The sequence below is a fragment of the Rhodococcus sp. 320_ES genome, from assembly GCF_059691855.1.
Genome location: NZ_JCAWAG010000001.1, coordinates 807,820 through 823,609, shown reverse-complemented (window position 1 = coordinate 823,609; position 15,790 = coordinate 807,820). Strand labels below are relative to the sequence as shown.

General features: G+C 66.5%; 17 protein-coding genes. 3 read left to right on the top strand and 14 right to left on the bottom strand.

The genetic code is table 11. The annotated features are described in order from the left end of the window. Positions 1–145: 145 nt before the first annotated feature. Positions 146–400: a DUF2631 domain-containing protein gene (locus AC59JP_RS04175; protein WP_497324351.1), complete on the top strand. Its 255-nt coding sequence runs from the start codon at positions 146–148 to the stop codon at positions 398–400. Positions 401–404: 4 nt separating this feature from the next. Here AC59JP_RS04175 and rlmN read toward each other — a convergent pair whose 3' ends face one another. After that, positions 405–1,469, bottom strand: coding sequence for a dual-specificity RNA methyltransferase RlmN (rlmN, locus tag AC59JP_RS04170; protein WP_497324867.1), 1,065 nt, complete (start codon positions 1,467–1,469; stop codon positions 405–407). A gap of 275 nt (positions 1,470–1,744) precedes the next feature. Between rlmN and AC59JP_RS04165 the strand changes: the two genes are divergently transcribed. Beyond that, positions 1,745–2,596 (top strand): HpcH/HpaI aldolase/citrate lyase family protein, encoded by an 852-nt coding sequence (locus AC59JP_RS04165; RefSeq protein WP_497324350.1) that lies wholly within the window; start codon positions 1,745–1,747, stop codon positions 2,594–2,596. Here AC59JP_RS04165 and AC59JP_RS04160 read toward each other — a convergent pair. From AC59JP_RS04160 to rpsB, 6 genes are all read right to left on the bottom strand, one after another. Then, positions 2,583–3,284: a class I SAM-dependent methyltransferase gene (locus tag AC59JP_RS04160; RefSeq protein ID WP_497324866.1), complete on the bottom strand. Its 702-nt coding sequence runs from the start codon at positions 3,282–3,284 to the stop codon at positions 2,583–2,585. The two genes, AC59JP_RS04165 and AC59JP_RS04160, sit on opposite strands and share 14 nt — an antisense overlap. Before the next feature lie 13 nt (positions 3,285–3,297). Next, complete coding sequence (locus AC59JP_RS04155; RefSeq protein ID WP_497324349.1) at positions 3,298–4,158, bottom strand: phosphatidate cytidylyltransferase; 861 nt, start codon at positions 4,156–4,158, stop codon at positions 3,298–3,300. Next, a complete protein-coding gene (gene frr, locus AC59JP_RS04150; RefSeq protein ID WP_497324348.1) occupies positions 4,159–4,716 on the bottom strand; it encodes a ribosome recycling factor in 558 nt (185 codons plus the stop codon). It lies immediately after the preceding gene. 34 nt (positions 4,717–4,750) lie between these two features. After that, positions 4,751–5,476, bottom strand: a complete 726-nt coding sequence (pyrH, locus tag AC59JP_RS04145; protein WP_497324347.1) for a UMP kinase — start codon at positions 5,474–5,476, stop codon at positions 4,751–4,753. Between the two features lie 131 nt (positions 5,477–5,607). After that, positions 5,608–6,432, bottom strand: a complete 825-nt coding sequence (tsf, locus tag AC59JP_RS04140; RefSeq protein WP_497324346.1) for a translation elongation factor Ts — start codon at positions 6,430–6,432, stop codon at positions 5,608–5,610. Positions 6,433–6,530: 98 nt separating this feature from the next. Then, the gene (gene rpsB / locus AC59JP_RS04135; RefSeq protein WP_497324345.1) at positions 6,531–7,412 is read right to left on the bottom strand and encodes a 30S ribosomal protein S2; all 882 of its coding nucleotides are present in this window, start codon (positions 7,410–7,412) and stop codon (positions 6,531–6,533) included. A 335-nt stretch (positions 7,413–7,747) separates the two neighbouring features. Here rpsB and AC59JP_RS04130 point away from each other — a divergent pair, with 335 nt between their 5' ends. After that, positions 7,748–8,245 (top strand): murein hydrolase activator EnvC family protein, encoded by a 498-nt coding sequence (locus AC59JP_RS04130; protein ID WP_497324344.1) that lies wholly within the window; start codon positions 7,748–7,750, stop codon positions 8,243–8,245. On the opposite strand, the gene AC59JP_RS04125 is transcribed toward AC59JP_RS04130, so the two are convergent. The 7 genes from AC59JP_RS04125 to AC59JP_RS04095 form a co-directional block, all read right to left on the bottom strand. Beyond that, positions 8,233–9,396, bottom strand: a complete 1,164-nt coding sequence (locus tag AC59JP_RS04125) for a MinD/ParA family ATP-binding protein (RefSeq protein ID WP_497324343.1) — start codon at positions 9,394–9,396, stop codon at positions 8,233–8,235. The two genes, AC59JP_RS04130 and AC59JP_RS04125, sit on opposite strands and share 13 nt — an antisense overlap. A 161-nt stretch (positions 9,397–9,557) precedes the next feature. Next, positions 9,558–10,448 carry a tyrosine recombinase XerC gene (locus AC59JP_RS04120; protein WP_497324865.1) on the bottom strand — a complete coding sequence of 297 codons (891 nt, stop codon included), beginning with the start codon at positions 10,446–10,448 and terminating at the stop codon, positions 9,558–9,560. Between the two features lie 55 nt (positions 10,449–10,503). Further along, positions 10,504–11,268: a siderophore-interacting protein gene (locus tag AC59JP_RS04115; protein WP_497324342.1), complete on the bottom strand. Its 765-nt coding sequence runs from the start codon at positions 11,266–11,268 to the stop codon at positions 10,504–10,506. A 66-nt stretch (positions 11,269–11,334) separates the two neighbouring features. Beyond that, positions 11,335–11,676, bottom strand: coding sequence for a histone-like nucleoid-structuring protein Lsr2 (locus tag AC59JP_RS04110; RefSeq protein WP_497324341.1), 342 nt, complete (start codon positions 11,674–11,676; stop codon positions 11,335–11,337). Between the two features lie 367 nt (positions 11,677–12,043). Continuing rightward, entirely contained in the window at positions 12,044–13,186 is a 1,143-nt protein-coding gene (gene dprA, locus AC59JP_RS04105) for a DNA-processing protein DprA (RefSeq protein WP_497324340.1), read from the bottom strand. Next, positions 13,183–14,691: a YifB family Mg chelatase-like AAA ATPase gene (locus tag AC59JP_RS04100; protein WP_497324339.1), complete on the bottom strand. Its 1,509-nt coding sequence runs from the start codon at positions 14,689–14,691 to the stop codon at positions 13,183–13,185. Before AC59JP_RS04100 ends, dprA begins: the two co-directional genes overlap by 4 nt. Beyond that, positions 14,691–15,104 (bottom strand): YraN family protein, encoded by a 414-nt coding sequence (locus AC59JP_RS04095; protein ID WP_497324338.1) that lies wholly within the window; start codon positions 15,102–15,104, stop codon positions 14,691–14,693. Before AC59JP_RS04095 ends, AC59JP_RS04100 begins: the two co-directional genes overlap by 1 nt. Positions 15,105–15,790: the final 686 nt, after the last annotated feature.

Genomic DNA, 15,790 nt, shown 5'->3' with positions numbered 1-15,790 from the left:
TCGAAGTCACGTCGGGATTGTTGCAGCCCCGGCGCCGACTCGCTGGAATCGGCGTGTCCCCGATGGCTACGACGGACGGTCGTATGCCAAGATTGCGGGCACAGCGACGGGGCAACCCGCCCGACGATCTTTCAGGAGAGACACCGTGGCCGACAACAAGAGTCCCGCATCGATCCACGATCTCACCACGGCCGCCGAGGTTCCCTCCGCCGCGTGGGGATGGAGCGGCGAGGCTCCCCGCGCGTTCCGTGTGGCCGGGTGGATCGTCGCGCTCATGCTGCTGGTTCAGCTGATCGGCAACCACGTGGGCAAGGTCGAGGACCTGTGGCTGGTCGGCCTGGCGCTCGTCCTGATCGGCGTCCTCGTGATCGACATGGTCAAGCGGCGCCGCAAGCGCTAGGAGATCAGTTCTCCGCGGCCAACTGGCCGCACGCGGCAGCGATTTCCTGCCCACGTGTGTCGCGCACCGTGCACGAGACGCCCTGAGCGATGACTCGTTTCACGAACTCGTCCTGCACCGGCTTGGGGCTGGCGTCCCACTCGCTGCCGGGCGTCGGGTTCAGCGGAATCAGATTCACGTGCACCAGCGCGCCGAGCGCCTTGTGCAATTTCTTGCCCAGCATGTCCGCGCGCCACGGCTGGTCGTTGACGTCCCGGATCAGGGCGTACTCGATGGACACTCGTCGGCCGGTCTTGTCGGCGTAGTACCGCGCGGCGTCGAGGACTTCCTTGATGGCCCAGCGGTTGTTCACCGGCACCAGGGTGTCGCGCAGCTCGTCGTCGGGGCAGTGCAGAGACACGGCGAGCGTCACGGACAGGCCTTCGTCGGCGAGCTTGCGGATCGCCGGGGCGAGACCGACCGTCGACACCGTCACCGATCGCTGCGAGAGCCCGAGCCCTTCCGGGGCGGGTGAGACGATGCGCCGCACGGCGTCGACCACGCGCTTGTAGTTCGCGAGCGGCTCCCCCATCCCCATGAACACCACGTTCGACAGGCGGCCCTCACCACCTTCGACCTCGCCGTCGCGCAGGTCGGCGGCGGCGGAGCGAACCTGGTCCACGATCTCCGCGGTCGAGAGGTTGCGCTGCAGGCCTCCCTGTCCGGTGGCGCAGAACGGGCACGCCATGCCGCAGCCCGCCTGACTCGAAATGCACAGTGTGGCGCGACCCGGGTACCGCATCAGAACGCTTTCGAGCAGCGTGCCGTCGCCGGCTTTCCACAGCGTCTTGCGCGTGTCCCCGCCGTCGCACGACAGGTGCTTGACCGGCGTGAGCAGGGTCGGGAACAGCGCCGAACCGACGGCGTCGCGCACCGAAGCAGGGAGGTCCGTCATCTTCGCGGGGTCCGCTTCCAGCCGGCCGTAGTACTGCCGGGCGAGCTGGTCGGCGCGGAAGGCGGGCAGGCCCAGATCCGTGACCGCCTTGCGACGGGCGGCGGCGTCGAGGTCGGCGAGATGCTTGGGCGGCATACCGCGGCGGGGGGCGTCGAATACGAGTGGTAAGGCAGGCCGACGGCTGTTCTCTTCGGACGGGACAGCGGCAGGCCTGAGGCCATTCTCTTCGGACTTGTGCGGTGTTGTTGCCATGGTGAGTTCCAGTGTCCCACTACTGCCCGGTAACTGGCCAATGCCGCGTCGGAGAGGAGAAACTGCTGGTGAACACTATTGACGCAACCTTTCGCCCAGGGCGACCTCGTGTGCACGATGGACCTTCGACACCACCGATGACGAGCGAGGACCGCACCGTGACCACCTTTTTGGAGACTTCCGTGCAACCTGCCATCGCAGCCGACAAGGCTCGGTCGTGGCTTCTGGTTCCGGCTACCAAGCCCGAGACCTTCACCGCTGCAGCACAGTCCGAGGTCGACGCCGTCATCCTCGACATCGAGGACGCGGTGGCTCCCGCCGCGAAGCCGGCTGCCCGGGCGGCCGTCGTCGAGTGGCTGTCGAACGGCGGAAGCGCCTGGGTGCGCATCAACGACGCCACCACCACGTTCTGGGCCGACGATCTCGCCGCGCTGGCCGATGCACCGGGTCTGCAGGGCGTCATGCTCGCGAAGACCGAGAGCGGCAGCCAGGTCGAGATGACCGCCGAGCGCCTCCCCGAGGGCACTCGGATCCTCGCGCTGATCGAATCGGCCATGGGCCTCGAGGCGACACCGGAGATCGCTCGCGCCAACTCGACGTTCCGTCTCGCGTTCGGAAGCGGCGACTTCCGGCGTGACACCGGGATGAGCGACGAACCGCTGGCCATGGCCTACCCGCGCTCGCGCCTGGTCGTCTCCTCCCGCGCGGCTCGCCTCCCCGGACCGATCGACGGCCCGACCTTGGCCGTCAACGACGGGTTCCTCAGCCGCGACAGCGCTCTCACGCTGTCGATGGGGATGTCCGGCAAGCTCTGCATGCATCCCGACCAGGCCCCCATCGTCAATCGCGAGCTCGCACCGAGCCCGGCCGACGTGACGTGGGCACGCGAGGTCATCGATGCCCTCGGCGAGGACGGCGCGCGCGTCCGCGACGGCAGCGACCTCCCCCGTCTCGCGAAGGCCAAGAAGATCACCGCTCAGGCGGCGACGTTCCACATCACCGCGGGCTGATCAGCCCGTCGGGCTTTCGCCGCGTGTGAATGCGGTAGCGGACGCCGAACGACAGCCCGGGAACGCTCTCGATCGCTCGGCGCGCCGCGGCTTCGGAGAACTCGATGCCGAGAACGTCGACCAACGTTCGGCGATCCTCGAATCGCCACACCGTGTCGATTCGCCGCAGATCGAAACCCTGCGCATCGAAGAAGCGTTCCACTGCGGCGGGGTCGTAGTGCGGCAGATCGGCCCGCATCCAGTCGCCATACGGCGACGCGGTCGCGTCGAGGTCGACGACGGCCAACACTCCTCCGGGCCGCAGCACCCGCATGGCTTCCCGGATTCCCGGCCCGCAGCCTGAGCCGAAGAAGTACGCGGTGCGCGCGTGAACGACGTCGGCCGACGCGTCGGGCAGCGGCATTCGCTCGGCCGATCCGACCACCACCGACACCGTCGGGAGTGACGACACCCTCTCGACGGCGGGCCCCACCAGCGGCGCGTGCGGTTCGACGCCGATCACCGACCGGGCGCGCTCGGCGAAGACCGGCAGGTGATAGCCGGTTCCGCAGCCGACGTCGACGACGTCTCGTCCCGTCCAGTCGGCCACGTCGCGCAGCGCCGCGAAGATCGCGCCGTCCGCATCCTGGGCGCGGTTCTCGGCCTCGTAGACCTGCGGCCAGTTCCAGATGTTGGGGCTCTTGATCACCGCCACGGCGACGTCAGACGAGTGCGGTGAGAACGAGCCAGGTGACGAACACCGACGGCAGGACCGAATCGAGCCGGTCCATGATTCCGCCGTGGCCGGGCAGCATCGTGCCCATGTCCTTGATTTTGAGATCGCGCTTGACCTGCGACTCGATGAGATCGCCGAGCGTGGCGCTGAAGACCACGAGAACGCCGAGCAGAACACCGATCAGGGGGTTCGCGTCGAGCATGAACGTGACCGTGCACAGGCACCCGACGATGCAGAACAGCAACGATCCGCCGAGGCCTTCCCAGGACTTCTTGGGGCTGATCGCCGGTGCCATGGGGTGCCGACCGAACAGCACACCCGCCGCGTAGCCGCCGACGTCGGAGCAGACGACGGCGATCATCAGGACCAGTACTCGGAAACCGCCCTTGTCTTCGAGCGTCAGCATGGTCGCGAACGCTCCGAGAAGCGGCAGCCACGCGAGAACGAAGACCGAGATCGCGGTGTCACGCAGAAAGTTCTCCGGCGGCTTGGTCAGACCCTGACCCAGGAGCCGCCACACCATCATGACCAGAACGGTCGCGGCGAACGCGCTGATCGAGCCCATCGGACCCCACGGCCAGGCGGACCACATGACGGCCTGGCCGCCGACGATCAACGGGACACGCGGGACCTCGATACCGCCCTCGCGCAGGCGTTTCGCGACTTCCCACGTGGCGATGGCGACGGCCACGGCGGCCACGGCGACGAACACCTTGGGCACGAACGTCAGCACCACAATGAGCATGATGCCGAGACTGCCGCCGACGGCGAACGCGGCGGGAAGATCGCGCCCGGCGCGGGACGCCTTCTTCGCGGGCGCGTCCGGACCGGGACTATCGGAGGTCACTCATACCTCCATCAAGTCCGCTTCCTTGTTCTTCACGAGGTCGTCGACGGTCGCGACGTACTTCGCCGTGGTCTTGTCGAGTTCCGCCTCGGCGCGGGCCACCTCGTCCTCCCCCGCCTCGCCGTCCTTCTGAATGCGCTTGAGCTCGTCCATCGCCTTGCGCCGGACGTTGCGGATGGACACCTTGGCGTCCTCGCCCTTGCTCTTGGCCTGCTTCACGAAGTCGCGGCGACGCTCCTCGGTGAGCTGCGGGATCGAAATGCGGATGATGTTGCCGTCGTTCGACGGGTTCACCCCGAGGTCCGAGTTGCGGATCGCCGTTTCGATGGCGTTCAGCTGCGACTGCTCGTAGGGCTTGACGATGACCATGCGCGCCTCGGGCACGTTGATGCCGGCCAGCTGCGTGATCGGGGTGGGAGATCCGTAGTAGTCGATCACGATCCGGTTGAACATGCCCGGGTTCGCTCGTCCGGTTCGGATGGAGCCCAGGTCGTTCTGGGCGACCGTGACGGCCTTCTCCATTTTTTCTTCTGCGTCGAACAATGCTTCGTCGATCACGACCGGTCCTTCCGAAACTTGCTGTGTACGTTCACTATTTGACCAACGTCCCGATCTTCTCACCGCGCACCGCACGGGCGATGTTGCCCTCGGTCAGCAGGTTGAACACCATGATCGGCATCTGATTGTCCATGCAGAGACTGAACGCGGTGGCGTCGGCGACCGCGAGACCCTTCTCGATGACCTCGCGGTGACTGATCTGATCGAACATCGTGGCGTCGGGATCGGTACGCGGATCGGCGGAGTACACCCCGTCGACCGCCTTCGCCATCAGGACCACCTCGGCGCCGATCTCGAGCGCACGCTGCGCCGCCGTGGTGTCGGTGGAGAAGTACGGCATGCCCATACCGGCACCGAAGATCACCACGCGCCCCTTCTCGAGGTGACGCTGCGCGCGCAGTGGGATGTACGGCTCCGCGACCTGCCCCATGGTGATGGCGGTCTGCACGCGGGTCGCGATCCCCTGCTTCTCCAGGAAATCCTGCAGCGCAAGGCAATTCATGACGGTTCCGAGCATGCCCATGTAGTCGGATCGGGACCGGTCCATGCCCCGGACCTGAAGTTCGGCGCCGCGGAAGAAGTTTCCGCCGCCGATGACCACGGCAACCTGCACACCGGTCCGCACCACGTACGCGATCTCTTCCGCGACCTTCTGAACCACGTCGGGGTCGAGACCGACCTCACCGCCGCCGAACATCTCGCCGCCCAGCTTCAGCAGGACACGCCGAAAGCCAGGTCGTTCGGTTGCCGGTTCGGTCATGAAAGCTCCTTACGAGTGCGTGGCGCCTCGGTGCGGTCTACTCCGTGCGGTCTCATCCTGCCTCATGTCGCACTCACGACTGTGCCGTCCACCCCGAAAGGATGGACGGCACAGGTGCGATCTACACGAGATCAGTTCGAGCCGACCTCGAAACGAACGAAGCGGGTGATCGTGACGCCTGCGTCGGCGAGGATGGCCTTGACGGTCTTCTTCGAGTCCTGAACCGAGGACTGCTCGGTCAGAACGACGTCCTTGAAGAAGCCGTTGACGCGACCTTCCACGATCTTCGGCAGAGCCGCGTCGGGCTTGCCTTCCTCGCGGGCGGTCTCCTCGGCAATGCGACGTTCGCCCTCGACGATGTCGGACGGCACCTCGTCACGCGTGACGTACTTCGCCTTCAGTGCTGCGACCTGCATGGCAGCGCCGCGAGCGGCCTCCGCTGCAGCCTCACCCTCACCGGTGTACTCGACGAGCACGCCGACGGCGGGCGGAAGGTCGGAGCTGCGCTTGTGCAGGTAGGTGGCGACCGGGCCGTCGAAGGACACGACGCGACGGATCTCGAGCTTCTCGCCGATCTTGGCCGACAGCTCCTGCAGTGCCACGTCGACGGTCTTGCCGTCCAGCGTCAGCGCCTTGAGTGCGTCGACGTCGGCCGGCTTGCCCTCGGCGGCAACGTCCGCGATCGACTGCGCGAACGCCTGGAACTCGGCGTTCTTGGCGACGAAGTCGGTCTCGGAGTTGATCTCGACGAGGACGCCGCCCTTGGCGACGACCAGGCCCTCGGCGGTGGACCGCTCGGCACGCTTGCCGACGTCCTTCGCGCCCTTGATGCGCAGCTGCTCGACGGCCTTGTCGAAATCGCCGTCGGTCTCGGCAAGTGCGTTCTTGCAATCCATCATTCCGGAGCCGGTGAGCTCGCGGAGCCGCTTGACGTCAGCGGCGGTGTAGTTCGCCATCGTGGGCGAGCCTCCTCTTGATGTGGGGTGAATCCGGGGAGTTTTTCGAAAGAAAGACGAAACGGCCCCGGCCAGAGTTCTGACCGGGGCCGCGTCGACTATGCCTGTGTGGCAGGTGCTTCCGCGGCGGGCGCCTCGGTGACAGGAGCTTCGGTGGCAGCCGGTGTCTCGGCGGCCGCGGCCGTGGTGGCCTCGGCAGCGGGAGAGGCCTGCGCGAGCTGCTCGAGCTCCCACTCGGCAAGGGGCTCGCCTGCGCCGACCTCGGGCTTGTCGTCGGAACCGGTGTTGCGGCCGGCACGTGCCTGCACGCCCTCGGCCACGGCGGACGCCACGACCTTGGTCAGCAGGGCGGCACTGCGGATGGCGTCGTCGTTGCCCGGGATCGGGTAGTCGACGACGTCGGGATCGCAGTTGGTGTCGAGGATCGCGATGACCGGGATGTTCAGCTTGCGCGCCTCGGCGACCGCAAGGTGCTCCTTGTTGGTGTCGACGATCCAGATGGCCGACGGAACCTTGGACATGTCCCGGATACCGCCGAGGGTGCGGTCGAGCTTGGTCATCTCACGCGTGAGCATGAGGATTTCCTTCTTGGTGCGACCCTCGAAGCCACCGGTCTGCTCCATCGACTCGAGTTCCTTGAGCCGGATGAGGCGCTTGTGCACGGTGCTGAAGTTGGTGAGCATGCCGCCGAGCCAACGCTGGTTCACATACGGCATACCGACGCGCGTGGCCTCGGCTGCGATGGATTCCTGCGCCTGCTTCTTGGTGCCGACGAAGAGAACGGTGCCGCCGTGGGCAACGGTCTCCTTGACGAACTCGTACGCCTTGTCGATGTACGTCAGCGTCTGCTGCAAGTCGATGATGTAGATGCCGTTGCGGTCGGTGAAGATGAAGCGCTTCATCTTCGGGTTCCAACGGCGGGTCTGATGCCCGAAGTGCGTGCCGCTGTCGAGCAGCTGCTTCATGGTTACTACAGCCATGGCTGAAGAACTCTCTTTCGTTGTGCCGGTTGTCGCGGGAAACTCGGGTTTCCCGCCCTGGCGCTCGTGGCCCCCGGACCTGCACTGCAGGACCAGCCGGAGGCTAGATGTACGACCTTCCGAAAGGAAGGCCGAACGCGAACGCGCGAAGTCGACCCGTGATGACACGAGCCGCACGTCGAGTGTACGGCGTCGAAGCCCCAGGTCATAACCGCCTCCTGCTCGCCCGCGATCTGTCAAGACCACACGTCGATCTGTGGACGGCCGCGGCCGGTTGTCCACACCTGCCGAGTGATCGGTGCCGACGGGCATCGGGCCGCGGGAGGCTGTCGAGCATGACGCGATACGTGGCCGTCCTGGTGGCTGCACTACTGGTGCTGTGCTCGACACCCGCGACCGCCCGCACCGGCGTGTTCGGGTGGCCGCTGGCACCCCGGCCCCACGTGGTGACCGCCTTCGACCCTCCCGACCAGCGGTGGCTCCCCGGACATCGAGGTGTCGACCTGGCCGCCGAGCCGAACGCGGTCGTGCTCGCGGCCGGCGACGGCGTCGTGGTGTACGCGGGAACCGTGGCGGGCAAGCCGGTCGTGTCCATCGACCATCCTGGCGGTCTGCGGACGACGTACGAACCCGTCGAGGCGGGCGTAGCAGCAGGTGATCGCGTGCGGCGTGGTCAGCCGATCGGAACGGTGGCAACCGGCCATCCGGGCTGCCCCGAGGCGGCGTGCCTGCACTGGGGCGCGCGCCGAGACCGTGACTACCTCGATCCGACAGCACTCGTCAGCGGCCGAGCGGTACGACTCGAACCGGTGGTGACGACCTATCGGCGATGATTGGCGTGGCGACCGCCGGCGTCCGGGAAGTCGTCGGCCACCATGGCGGCGAGTTCGGTGAACGCCTCCCGAGTGCGCGGACGCAACCGCTCGAGGTCGACGACGGACCCTTCCGCGAGGTGCTCGTCGAACGGCACCACCACGACGGCGCGGCACCGGGCCAGGAAATGACGAGTCAATTCGTTCATGTCGATCCTGGCCGCGCCCGGGCGATGCGCGCTGACCACCACGACGGTCCGCTCTACGAGATGCGAGTACCCGTGCAGACCGAGCCAGTCCAGGGTTGCGGCCGCGCTGCGCGCACCGTCCACGGCCGGCGAGCTGACCAGAACCAGCGAATGCGCAAGGCTGAGAACACCGTTCATCGCCGAGTGCATGATGCCGGTTCCGCAGTCGGTCAGAATCAGGTTGTAGTGCACGCGCAACAACTCGATCACGCCGCGGTAATCCGATTCGGTAAAGGCCTCCGAGGCGGCCGGATCACGTTCTCCCGCAATCACTTCCAGACGGCTGGGCGCCTGCGAGGTGTGCGCTCGGATGTCGGAGTACCGGCGAATGTACGGGCCCGCGGCCAGGAGATCGCGCACCGTCGACTTCGTCTGCTGCGGCACGCGTTCACCGAGGGTTCCGAAGTCGGGATTCGCGTCGACGGCAACCACGTTGTCACCGCGCAACGACGCGAACGTCGAGCCCAGACCGACCGTGACCGTCGTCTTGCCCACTCCGCCCTTGAGCGAGAGGAAGGCTATGCGGTAGTCGCTTCGGATGGGTTGGCGAATGCGGTTGATCTGCGACTCGAGCCGCTCGGCCGCCGTCGGCTCCCCGGAGACAGCGCCGGCGGTGAATCGTCGAAGCGTGCGCCGCCACCCTGGTTCGAGGTCACGGTGTGAACGGTCGAGCAGAGCTTCCGCACCCAACTCACCGTTGACGGGCGGACGCGCCGCACCGTTGTACTGCGGTTGACCGCCGTGCTGGGGCTGACCGGAGTACTGCGATTGACCGTGATGCTGCGGTTGACCGTGATGCTGGGGCGTGTGTACGGGGTGACCGTCGTCGAAGCGAGTCGCGTCCGTCCGGAATGCGGACGTGTACAGGTTCGGGCCAGGCACCGACGGGGTCGTCGGCAGCCAGAATCGGTCTCGGTCGTTCATGTGACGATCCACGATCCTCCCTAGCGCCCTCGTCTGGATGCTTCCCCGCCTGCTACCCGACCATGCCCCTCGAACGACGAGTATGTTCCACATCACTAACTGATGGATGTAACTCTGGGTACACAGTACCAAATGGTGACGTCCGGTCCGAAACGGTCGATTTATGCGCGCGGATGCGCTTTATCGTGCACCGTTCGCAGACGTTCTACCGAAACGTGGGTGTATAGCTGGGTAGTCGCCAGGGATGCGTGGCCCAGGATCTCCTGGACCACACGGAGGTCCGCTCCGCCCTCGAGCAAATGGGTGGCGGCGGAGTGCCGTAAGCCGTGCGGCCCCAGGTCGGGGGCACCGGGTATGGCGGACAGCACTTCGTGAACCACGCTGCGGGCCTGTCGCTGATCGAGCCGTCCACCGCGCTTGCCGAGCAGCAGAGCCGAGCCGGACTTCGGGGAGGCGAGCGCCGGCCGCCCCACTTCGAGCCACGAATCCAGTGCGTCGGCCGCGGGTCCACCGAATGGGGCCGACCGTTCTTTGTTGCCTTTTCCGATCACCCGCACGAGGCGGCGCCCGAGGTCGACGTCGTCGACGTCGAGTCCGCACAGTTCTCCCACACGGATACCGGTGGAGTAGAGCAGTTCGACGATCAGTCGGTCTCGCAGTGCCAGAGGGTCGTCCTGCGCGGCACCCGACTCGGCTGCCGCGAGAGCATCGGCCGCCTGATCCGCTCGCAGCACGGCCGGCAACGTGCGGCGCGACGCCGGCGCCACGAGGCGCGCACCGGGATCGGTTTCCAGGAGGCCCTCACGGCACAGCCAGGCGGTGAACGTGCGCGCGGACGACGCGCGACGGGCGATGGAGGTACGAGCGGACCCGTCGCGAGTGAGCGAGGCGAGCCAACTGCGAAGCACCGTCAGCGTGATGTCCTCGAAGCCGGCGCCGGGAACTTCCTTCTCGAGATGACCCATAAAACTGCCTGCGTCAGACAGATAAGCCCGAACGGTGTGCTCCGAGCGCCCTCGCTGCAGTCGCAGATGCGCGGCGTAGCGGTCCATCACCGCGCTGTCGGTCACTGCTCTCTCTGTCGCAGCTCTGTCTGTCGCTGCTCTGTCATGATTCGGCGGCAGCCAGTTCGCGCTTCCACTCGCGGAAGCCCTCTTCGGTGCGGCCGCGTCGCCAGTACCCGGAAATCGATGCCCACTCGGCAGGAACTCCGCGTTCCTTGCGGATGTACGGGCGGATGTTCTGCATCACGGCCTGCGCCTCACCGTGCACGAAGACCTGAGCCTGGCCGGGAAGCCATTCGGTCGCTCGCACCGCAGCGATCAGCGGCGCATTGTCACCGGCGTTGTCGTTGCCCACCTCGTTCGACGGCGCGCCGCGGTGGATCCAGGTGACGTCGACCAGCGCCAGAGACTCCATGTAGATCTCGTCGTGCCGATCGGCCACTTCGATGAACACCTTGGCGATGGCGTCTTCGGGGAGCGACTCGACGGCCGCCGAGATCGCCGGAATGGCCGACTCGTCACCGGCGAACAAGTGCCAATCCGCATCGGGCCGAGGCGAATACGCACCACTCGGCCCGAACATGCTGACCGTCGTGCCGGGTTGCACGTTCGCAGCCCATGGGCCTGCCACACCCTCGTCTCCGTGGACGACGAAATCGATGGCGACTTCGCGACGGACCGGGTCGACGGACCGCACCGTGTAGGTACGGAGGGTGGGCTCGTCACCGAAGTGGATCTTCACGTACGAGTCGGTGAAGGTGCTGGGTTCGAACGCGCCGAAGTCCGGGTCTCCCATGAAGACCCGGACCATGTGCGGTGTCAACCGTTCGGTTCTGACGACGGTGAGCGTGGTGGTGCGTCGCGCCACGAGAGCGCCCCCTTCCGGGATCAGGTAAGTGTTACCTAATATAGCGCACTTCGGTGGCGCCGACGCTCAGTGTGCAGCGTCGTACGCGTCCTGAATTTCCTGACTGATACGCCCGCGCGCCGACACCGCAAAACCGTTGTCCTTGGCCCACGCGCGAACGTCCTGCAAATCTTGGCGCCCCTTCTTCGGCGCTGCTGCGGTCGCACGACGCGTTTTGCGGCCACCGGTCTTCTCGGCATGCTCGACCCAGAATGCGAACTGGTCGTAGAGCTCGTTGGCGTGCTTGTGATTCAGATCGATGGTGTACGAGACTCCGCCGAGGGAGAACTCGACGGTTTCGCCCTGCCCCTCTTTGATCAGCGATCCGTCGACATCGTCGATCATCTGGACAGTGGTACGTCGTGCCATTTTGTTTTGTTCCCTCTCACGATTTCGGTCCGTACGCGGATCCGACTGGAATGCTTTGGCCAAAGCATATGCCGCAAGAGAAACAAAGACACGCACCGGCCCGGTGGGATCGCGTCTTCACGTTCGACCGACTCGACCTCGTTGCAATTGCGAGATAATCGAAGACGTTGTGACGGTGCACTTTTGATCTCATCTTTTCAGGTTTCGGATATCTCCGTTCCGCTTGCAACAGACCGTTGGGTTCTTTTTCTGGGCGGCGATTCGCGCACCGATATGGACGCCCCGCCGTACCGTTATGCCGGTTTTCGAGCGGTGAGTCCGCGGACGCTTTTTGCGCAAACGGGTACGGAATATCGGAGTCGGCGTACTACCGACTCCTCGGCGCCCGCGCCCACCCAGTGTCGTCACGAATCACAAGCGATTCCATTTCCAGCAGAACCAATGCCGCCCGCACGTCCGACAACGGAACACCCGACAACTCCGATATCTCACGAGACCCCAGAGAACCGGCCCCCGGCAATGCATCGAGAACCAGCACAGCCGGTCCGGAAATACGATCGTCGGATCGGGTGAACAAATGGTCTTGCTCGTCCAGGGCCGCCGTGATCGACCCGATTTCCTCGACCACGTCACGCGCGTTCGACACCAGTCGGGCCTCGGATTCCCTGATCATCCGGTGGCACCCCGCCGACGACGCCGACGTCACCGGACCCGGTACGGCCACCACCGGTCGACCCAGAGAACGTGCCCACGACGCGGTGTTTCGCGCACCGCTGCGCCATCCGGCCTCGACCACCACCACACCCTCACCGAACGCCGCCACCAGACGATTGCGCGCCAGAAACCGATGCTTGGCCGGAGTGGTCCCGAGCGCATACTCGCTGACCACCAAGCCCGACGAGGCGATCTGCTGCAGCAACCGGGCATGACCGGCGGGGTACGCCCGATCGACGCCGCACGCCAACACCGCAACGGTCACTCCGCCGACGCCCATCGCCGCCCGGTGCGCCACACCGTCGATCCCGAACGCGCCGCCGGACACCACGGTCCACCCGTCGACGGCCATGTCACCCGAGATCTCCCCGGCCACGTGCTCCCCGTAGGCCGTCGCCGCCCGCGTGCCCACCACGGCCACCGCTCGTTCGGTGACGTCGAGCAGAGAGCGCGCACCGATCACCCACAGCGCCAGGGGAACCGACGTGTCGGCCCGGCCACCGAACTCCCCGTTGTGAAAGCCGACGAGTCGCCAGGCCGGCCACTCCTCGTCCGTGGGAATCACCAGTCGCCCTCCCAGGGCCGCTACCGCATCCAGATCGGCGACGGCGGTGTCGATGTGCGCACGCGCCGACACCCGATCCCCCACGACGCGAGGAACCACACCGGACTTGATGGCTCGGACCGCCTCGATGACCCCGAAACGATCGACGAAATCCGACACCACCCGCGACGGCCCCTGCGTCACCCGCGACAGGTACGCCCACGCCACCCGTTCGTCGTCCCATGCGCTCACGCGACACCCCGATCCCGAAACCCCATGGCCGCCAACACCGCATCGGGACCCGGCGACGACGTGCCCGCCAAATCGCTCAGGGACCACGCCACCCGCAGGGTGCGGTCGGCGCCTCTCGCGGTCAGCACCCCACGCCGCAGTGCCCGCTCCAGCGGTGCGACTGCGTCACGGGACAGTCGAAACTGTTGACGCAGAGCCGGTCCGGGCACTTCGGCGTTGGTGTGCCAGCCGAACTGCGACCACCGTTCGATGGCCGCGGCGCGCGCCGCAGCGACGCGCATGCGAACCTCCTCGGTCGACTCCCCCGGCTCGTCGGTCAACGCACCCGTCGTGACCGCGTGCATCTGCACCCTCAGGTCGACCCGATCGAGCAGCGGACCGGACAGCCTGCCCAGGTACCTGCGACGAACGGTCGGCGCGCACACACAGTCCGCGGTCCGAGCCGCCGCACACGGACAGGGGTTGGCTGCCATCACCAACTGGAAGCGCGCCGGGTAGCGGGCAACCCCGTCGCGGCGCGCGATCCTCACCTCACCGTCTTCCAGTGGGGTACGCAACGACTCGAGAACGCGCGCGGACATTTCCGCGCACTCGTCGAGAAACAGCACTCCCCGGTGCGCGCGGCTGACGGCACCGGGCTTGGCGATACCCGTTCCACCGCCGACGAGGGAGCTCACCGAGCTGCTGTGGTGCGGGGCGATGAACGGAGCCGAGGTGATCAGTGGCCGTTCGCTCGTCAACGTCCCCGCGACGGAATGCACTGCCGTCACTTCCAGGGCTTCCGCTTCGGTCAGTGGCGGCAGCAGTCCTGGAAGTCGTTGCGCCAACATGGTCTTCCCGATCCCGGGTGGGCCCGTGAGCATGAGGTGATGGGCACCGGCCGCGGCAACCTCGATGGCCCACCGCGCTTCCGACTGACCCACCACGTCTCGCAGGTCGCTCGACGTGTCCTCGGGCGGAGCGGGCACCGGTCCCGGCGGCATCAGCGTCGCACGACCGGAGAGCCACGCGATCACCTCCGCCAGATGCTTGGCCCCGAGGATGTCGATACCGCTCACCAGCCCTGCCTCGGCCAGACTCGCCACGGGCACCACCACCCGCGGCCACCCGGCGCTGCGTGCCGCAAGAACGGCCGGAAGAATGCCCCGAACGGAGCGAAGCCGGCCGTCGAGCGCCAGCTCACCCAGCAGGACGGTTCGCGAGAGCAGCCGTCGTGGAACCACTTTCGCAGCGTCGAGAACCGAACACGCCAGGGCAAGGTCGTACACGGAGCCGACTTTCGGCAAGGTTGCGGGTGACAGCGCAAGGATCACTTTCGAATTCGGCCACGTCTGACCGCAGTTGGTCACCGCTGCTCGCACCCGATCACGTGATTCCTGCAATGCCGTGTCCGGCAATCCCACGACATGTACGCCCGGAAGTCCGCGGCCGATGTCGGCTTCGATCTCCACGAGTACGCCGTCGATACCCGTCACTGCCACCGAATACGCACGTCCGAGGGCCATCAGAACACCGCCCGGTGGTGCACGACCGTCGGTTGCCCACCCGGAACGGCGATCACACCGATGACGTCGAACCGCACGGGTACGAACGGCCCTCCCCTCTCGATCAGCCACAACCCGGCCAGTCGCCGAATGCGGCCCTGCTTGGCGACCGTCACCGACTCCTCGGGTGAGCCGAAGCTCGTGCCCGATCGCGTCTTCACCTCGACGAAGACGATCGTGTCACCCTCCCGCGCAACGACATCCAGTTCGCCGTAGCGACAACGCCAGTTGCGCTCGACGACCTCCATTCCCGATGCGACGAGGAACGCCACAGCCGCATCCTCACCCCGCGCACCCAACCCGACATTCGACAACTTTCGACCCCCCAGCCGCTGCGCCCCGGACCGATCCCGAGGGCGCTCTGCCCAGAACACTGGCAGGAGCGGCTCGTTCGGCGCAGACGACGACCTGCGGGGAAACAGGTCTGTGGATGGATGAGCCTGTGGATGGAGGCTGTTTCTGCTGTGGGGAGCTCGCTTCGGGCACCCCCGATTGCGGGTGCGCGGACGCCGGGCACTTCGGTTCGCCCCGTGCGGTCGCGATTGAGGGTGCCGGGAGCTATCTGGGATGCACCACATGGCGTGGCCGCACAGCGGCGCGCGGGCAGGCAGTCGAATGAGCGCGCGATCACGGGGTTCACCTCCATACGCCTACCGTCCAGACATACGCACACGCTGCATCGCGCGCGTACGTCTGAACCGTGCGCGCATTCACCGGGCACACCGATTCGCCGGCACTTAGCTTCGAGGTTCGCCTGCTGCACCCCCGACCAGAGGGCCCACTTCGATACGCCTACCGTCCAGACATACGCACACGCTGCATCGCGCGCGTATGTCTGAACCGTGCGCGTATTCAGCGGGCACCCCGAATCGCCGGACGGGGCCTCGAGGATCGCCCAATGCACCGCCGATCTCAGGTGCACGAAACTGGTGCACCCCGATACGCTGCGAGCACAACCAATTGCAGGTGCACGCAGCGATTTGCGATGCCTCAAACAACCCCGACTGGCAAAACGGCGCGCGCTCAGTCGAATACGCGCGCGATAACGGCGCTCCACCTC

Coding starts and splice junctions, on each gene's coding strand:
- pyrH (WP_497324347.1), bottom strand. CDS start 5,476: ATGACCGAACCGGCAACCGAACGACCTGGCTTTCGGCGTGTCCTGCTG.
- tsf (WP_497324346.1), bottom strand. CDS start 6,432: ATGGCGAACTACACCGCCGCTGACGTCAAGCGGCTCCGCGAGCTCACC.
- rpsB (WP_497324345.1), bottom strand. CDS start 7,412: ATGGCTGTAGTAACCATGAAGCAGCTGCTCGACAGCGGCACGCACTTC.
- AC59JP_RS04125 (WP_497324343.1), bottom strand. CDS start 9,396: ATGAACGACCGAGACCGATTCTGGCTGCCGACGACCCCGTCGGTGCCT.
- AC59JP_RS04100 (WP_497324339.1), bottom strand. CDS start 14,691: ATGGCCCTCGGACGTGCGTATTCGGTGGCAGTGACGGGTATCGACGGC.
- AC59JP_RS04120 (WP_497324865.1), bottom strand. CDS start 10,448: ATGGACCGCTACGCCGCGCATCTGCGACTGCAGCGAGGGCGCTCGGAG.
- AC59JP_RS04130 (WP_497324344.1), top strand. CDS start 7,748: ATGACGCGATACGTGGCCGTCCTGGTGGCTGCACTACTGGTGCTGTGC.
- rlmN (WP_497324867.1), bottom strand. CDS start 1,469: ATGCCGCCCAAGCATCTCGCCGACCTCGACGCCGCCGCCCGTCGCAAG.
- AC59JP_RS04110 (WP_497324341.1), bottom strand. CDS start 11,676: ATGGCACGACGTACCACTGTCCAGATGATCGACGATGTCGACGGATCG.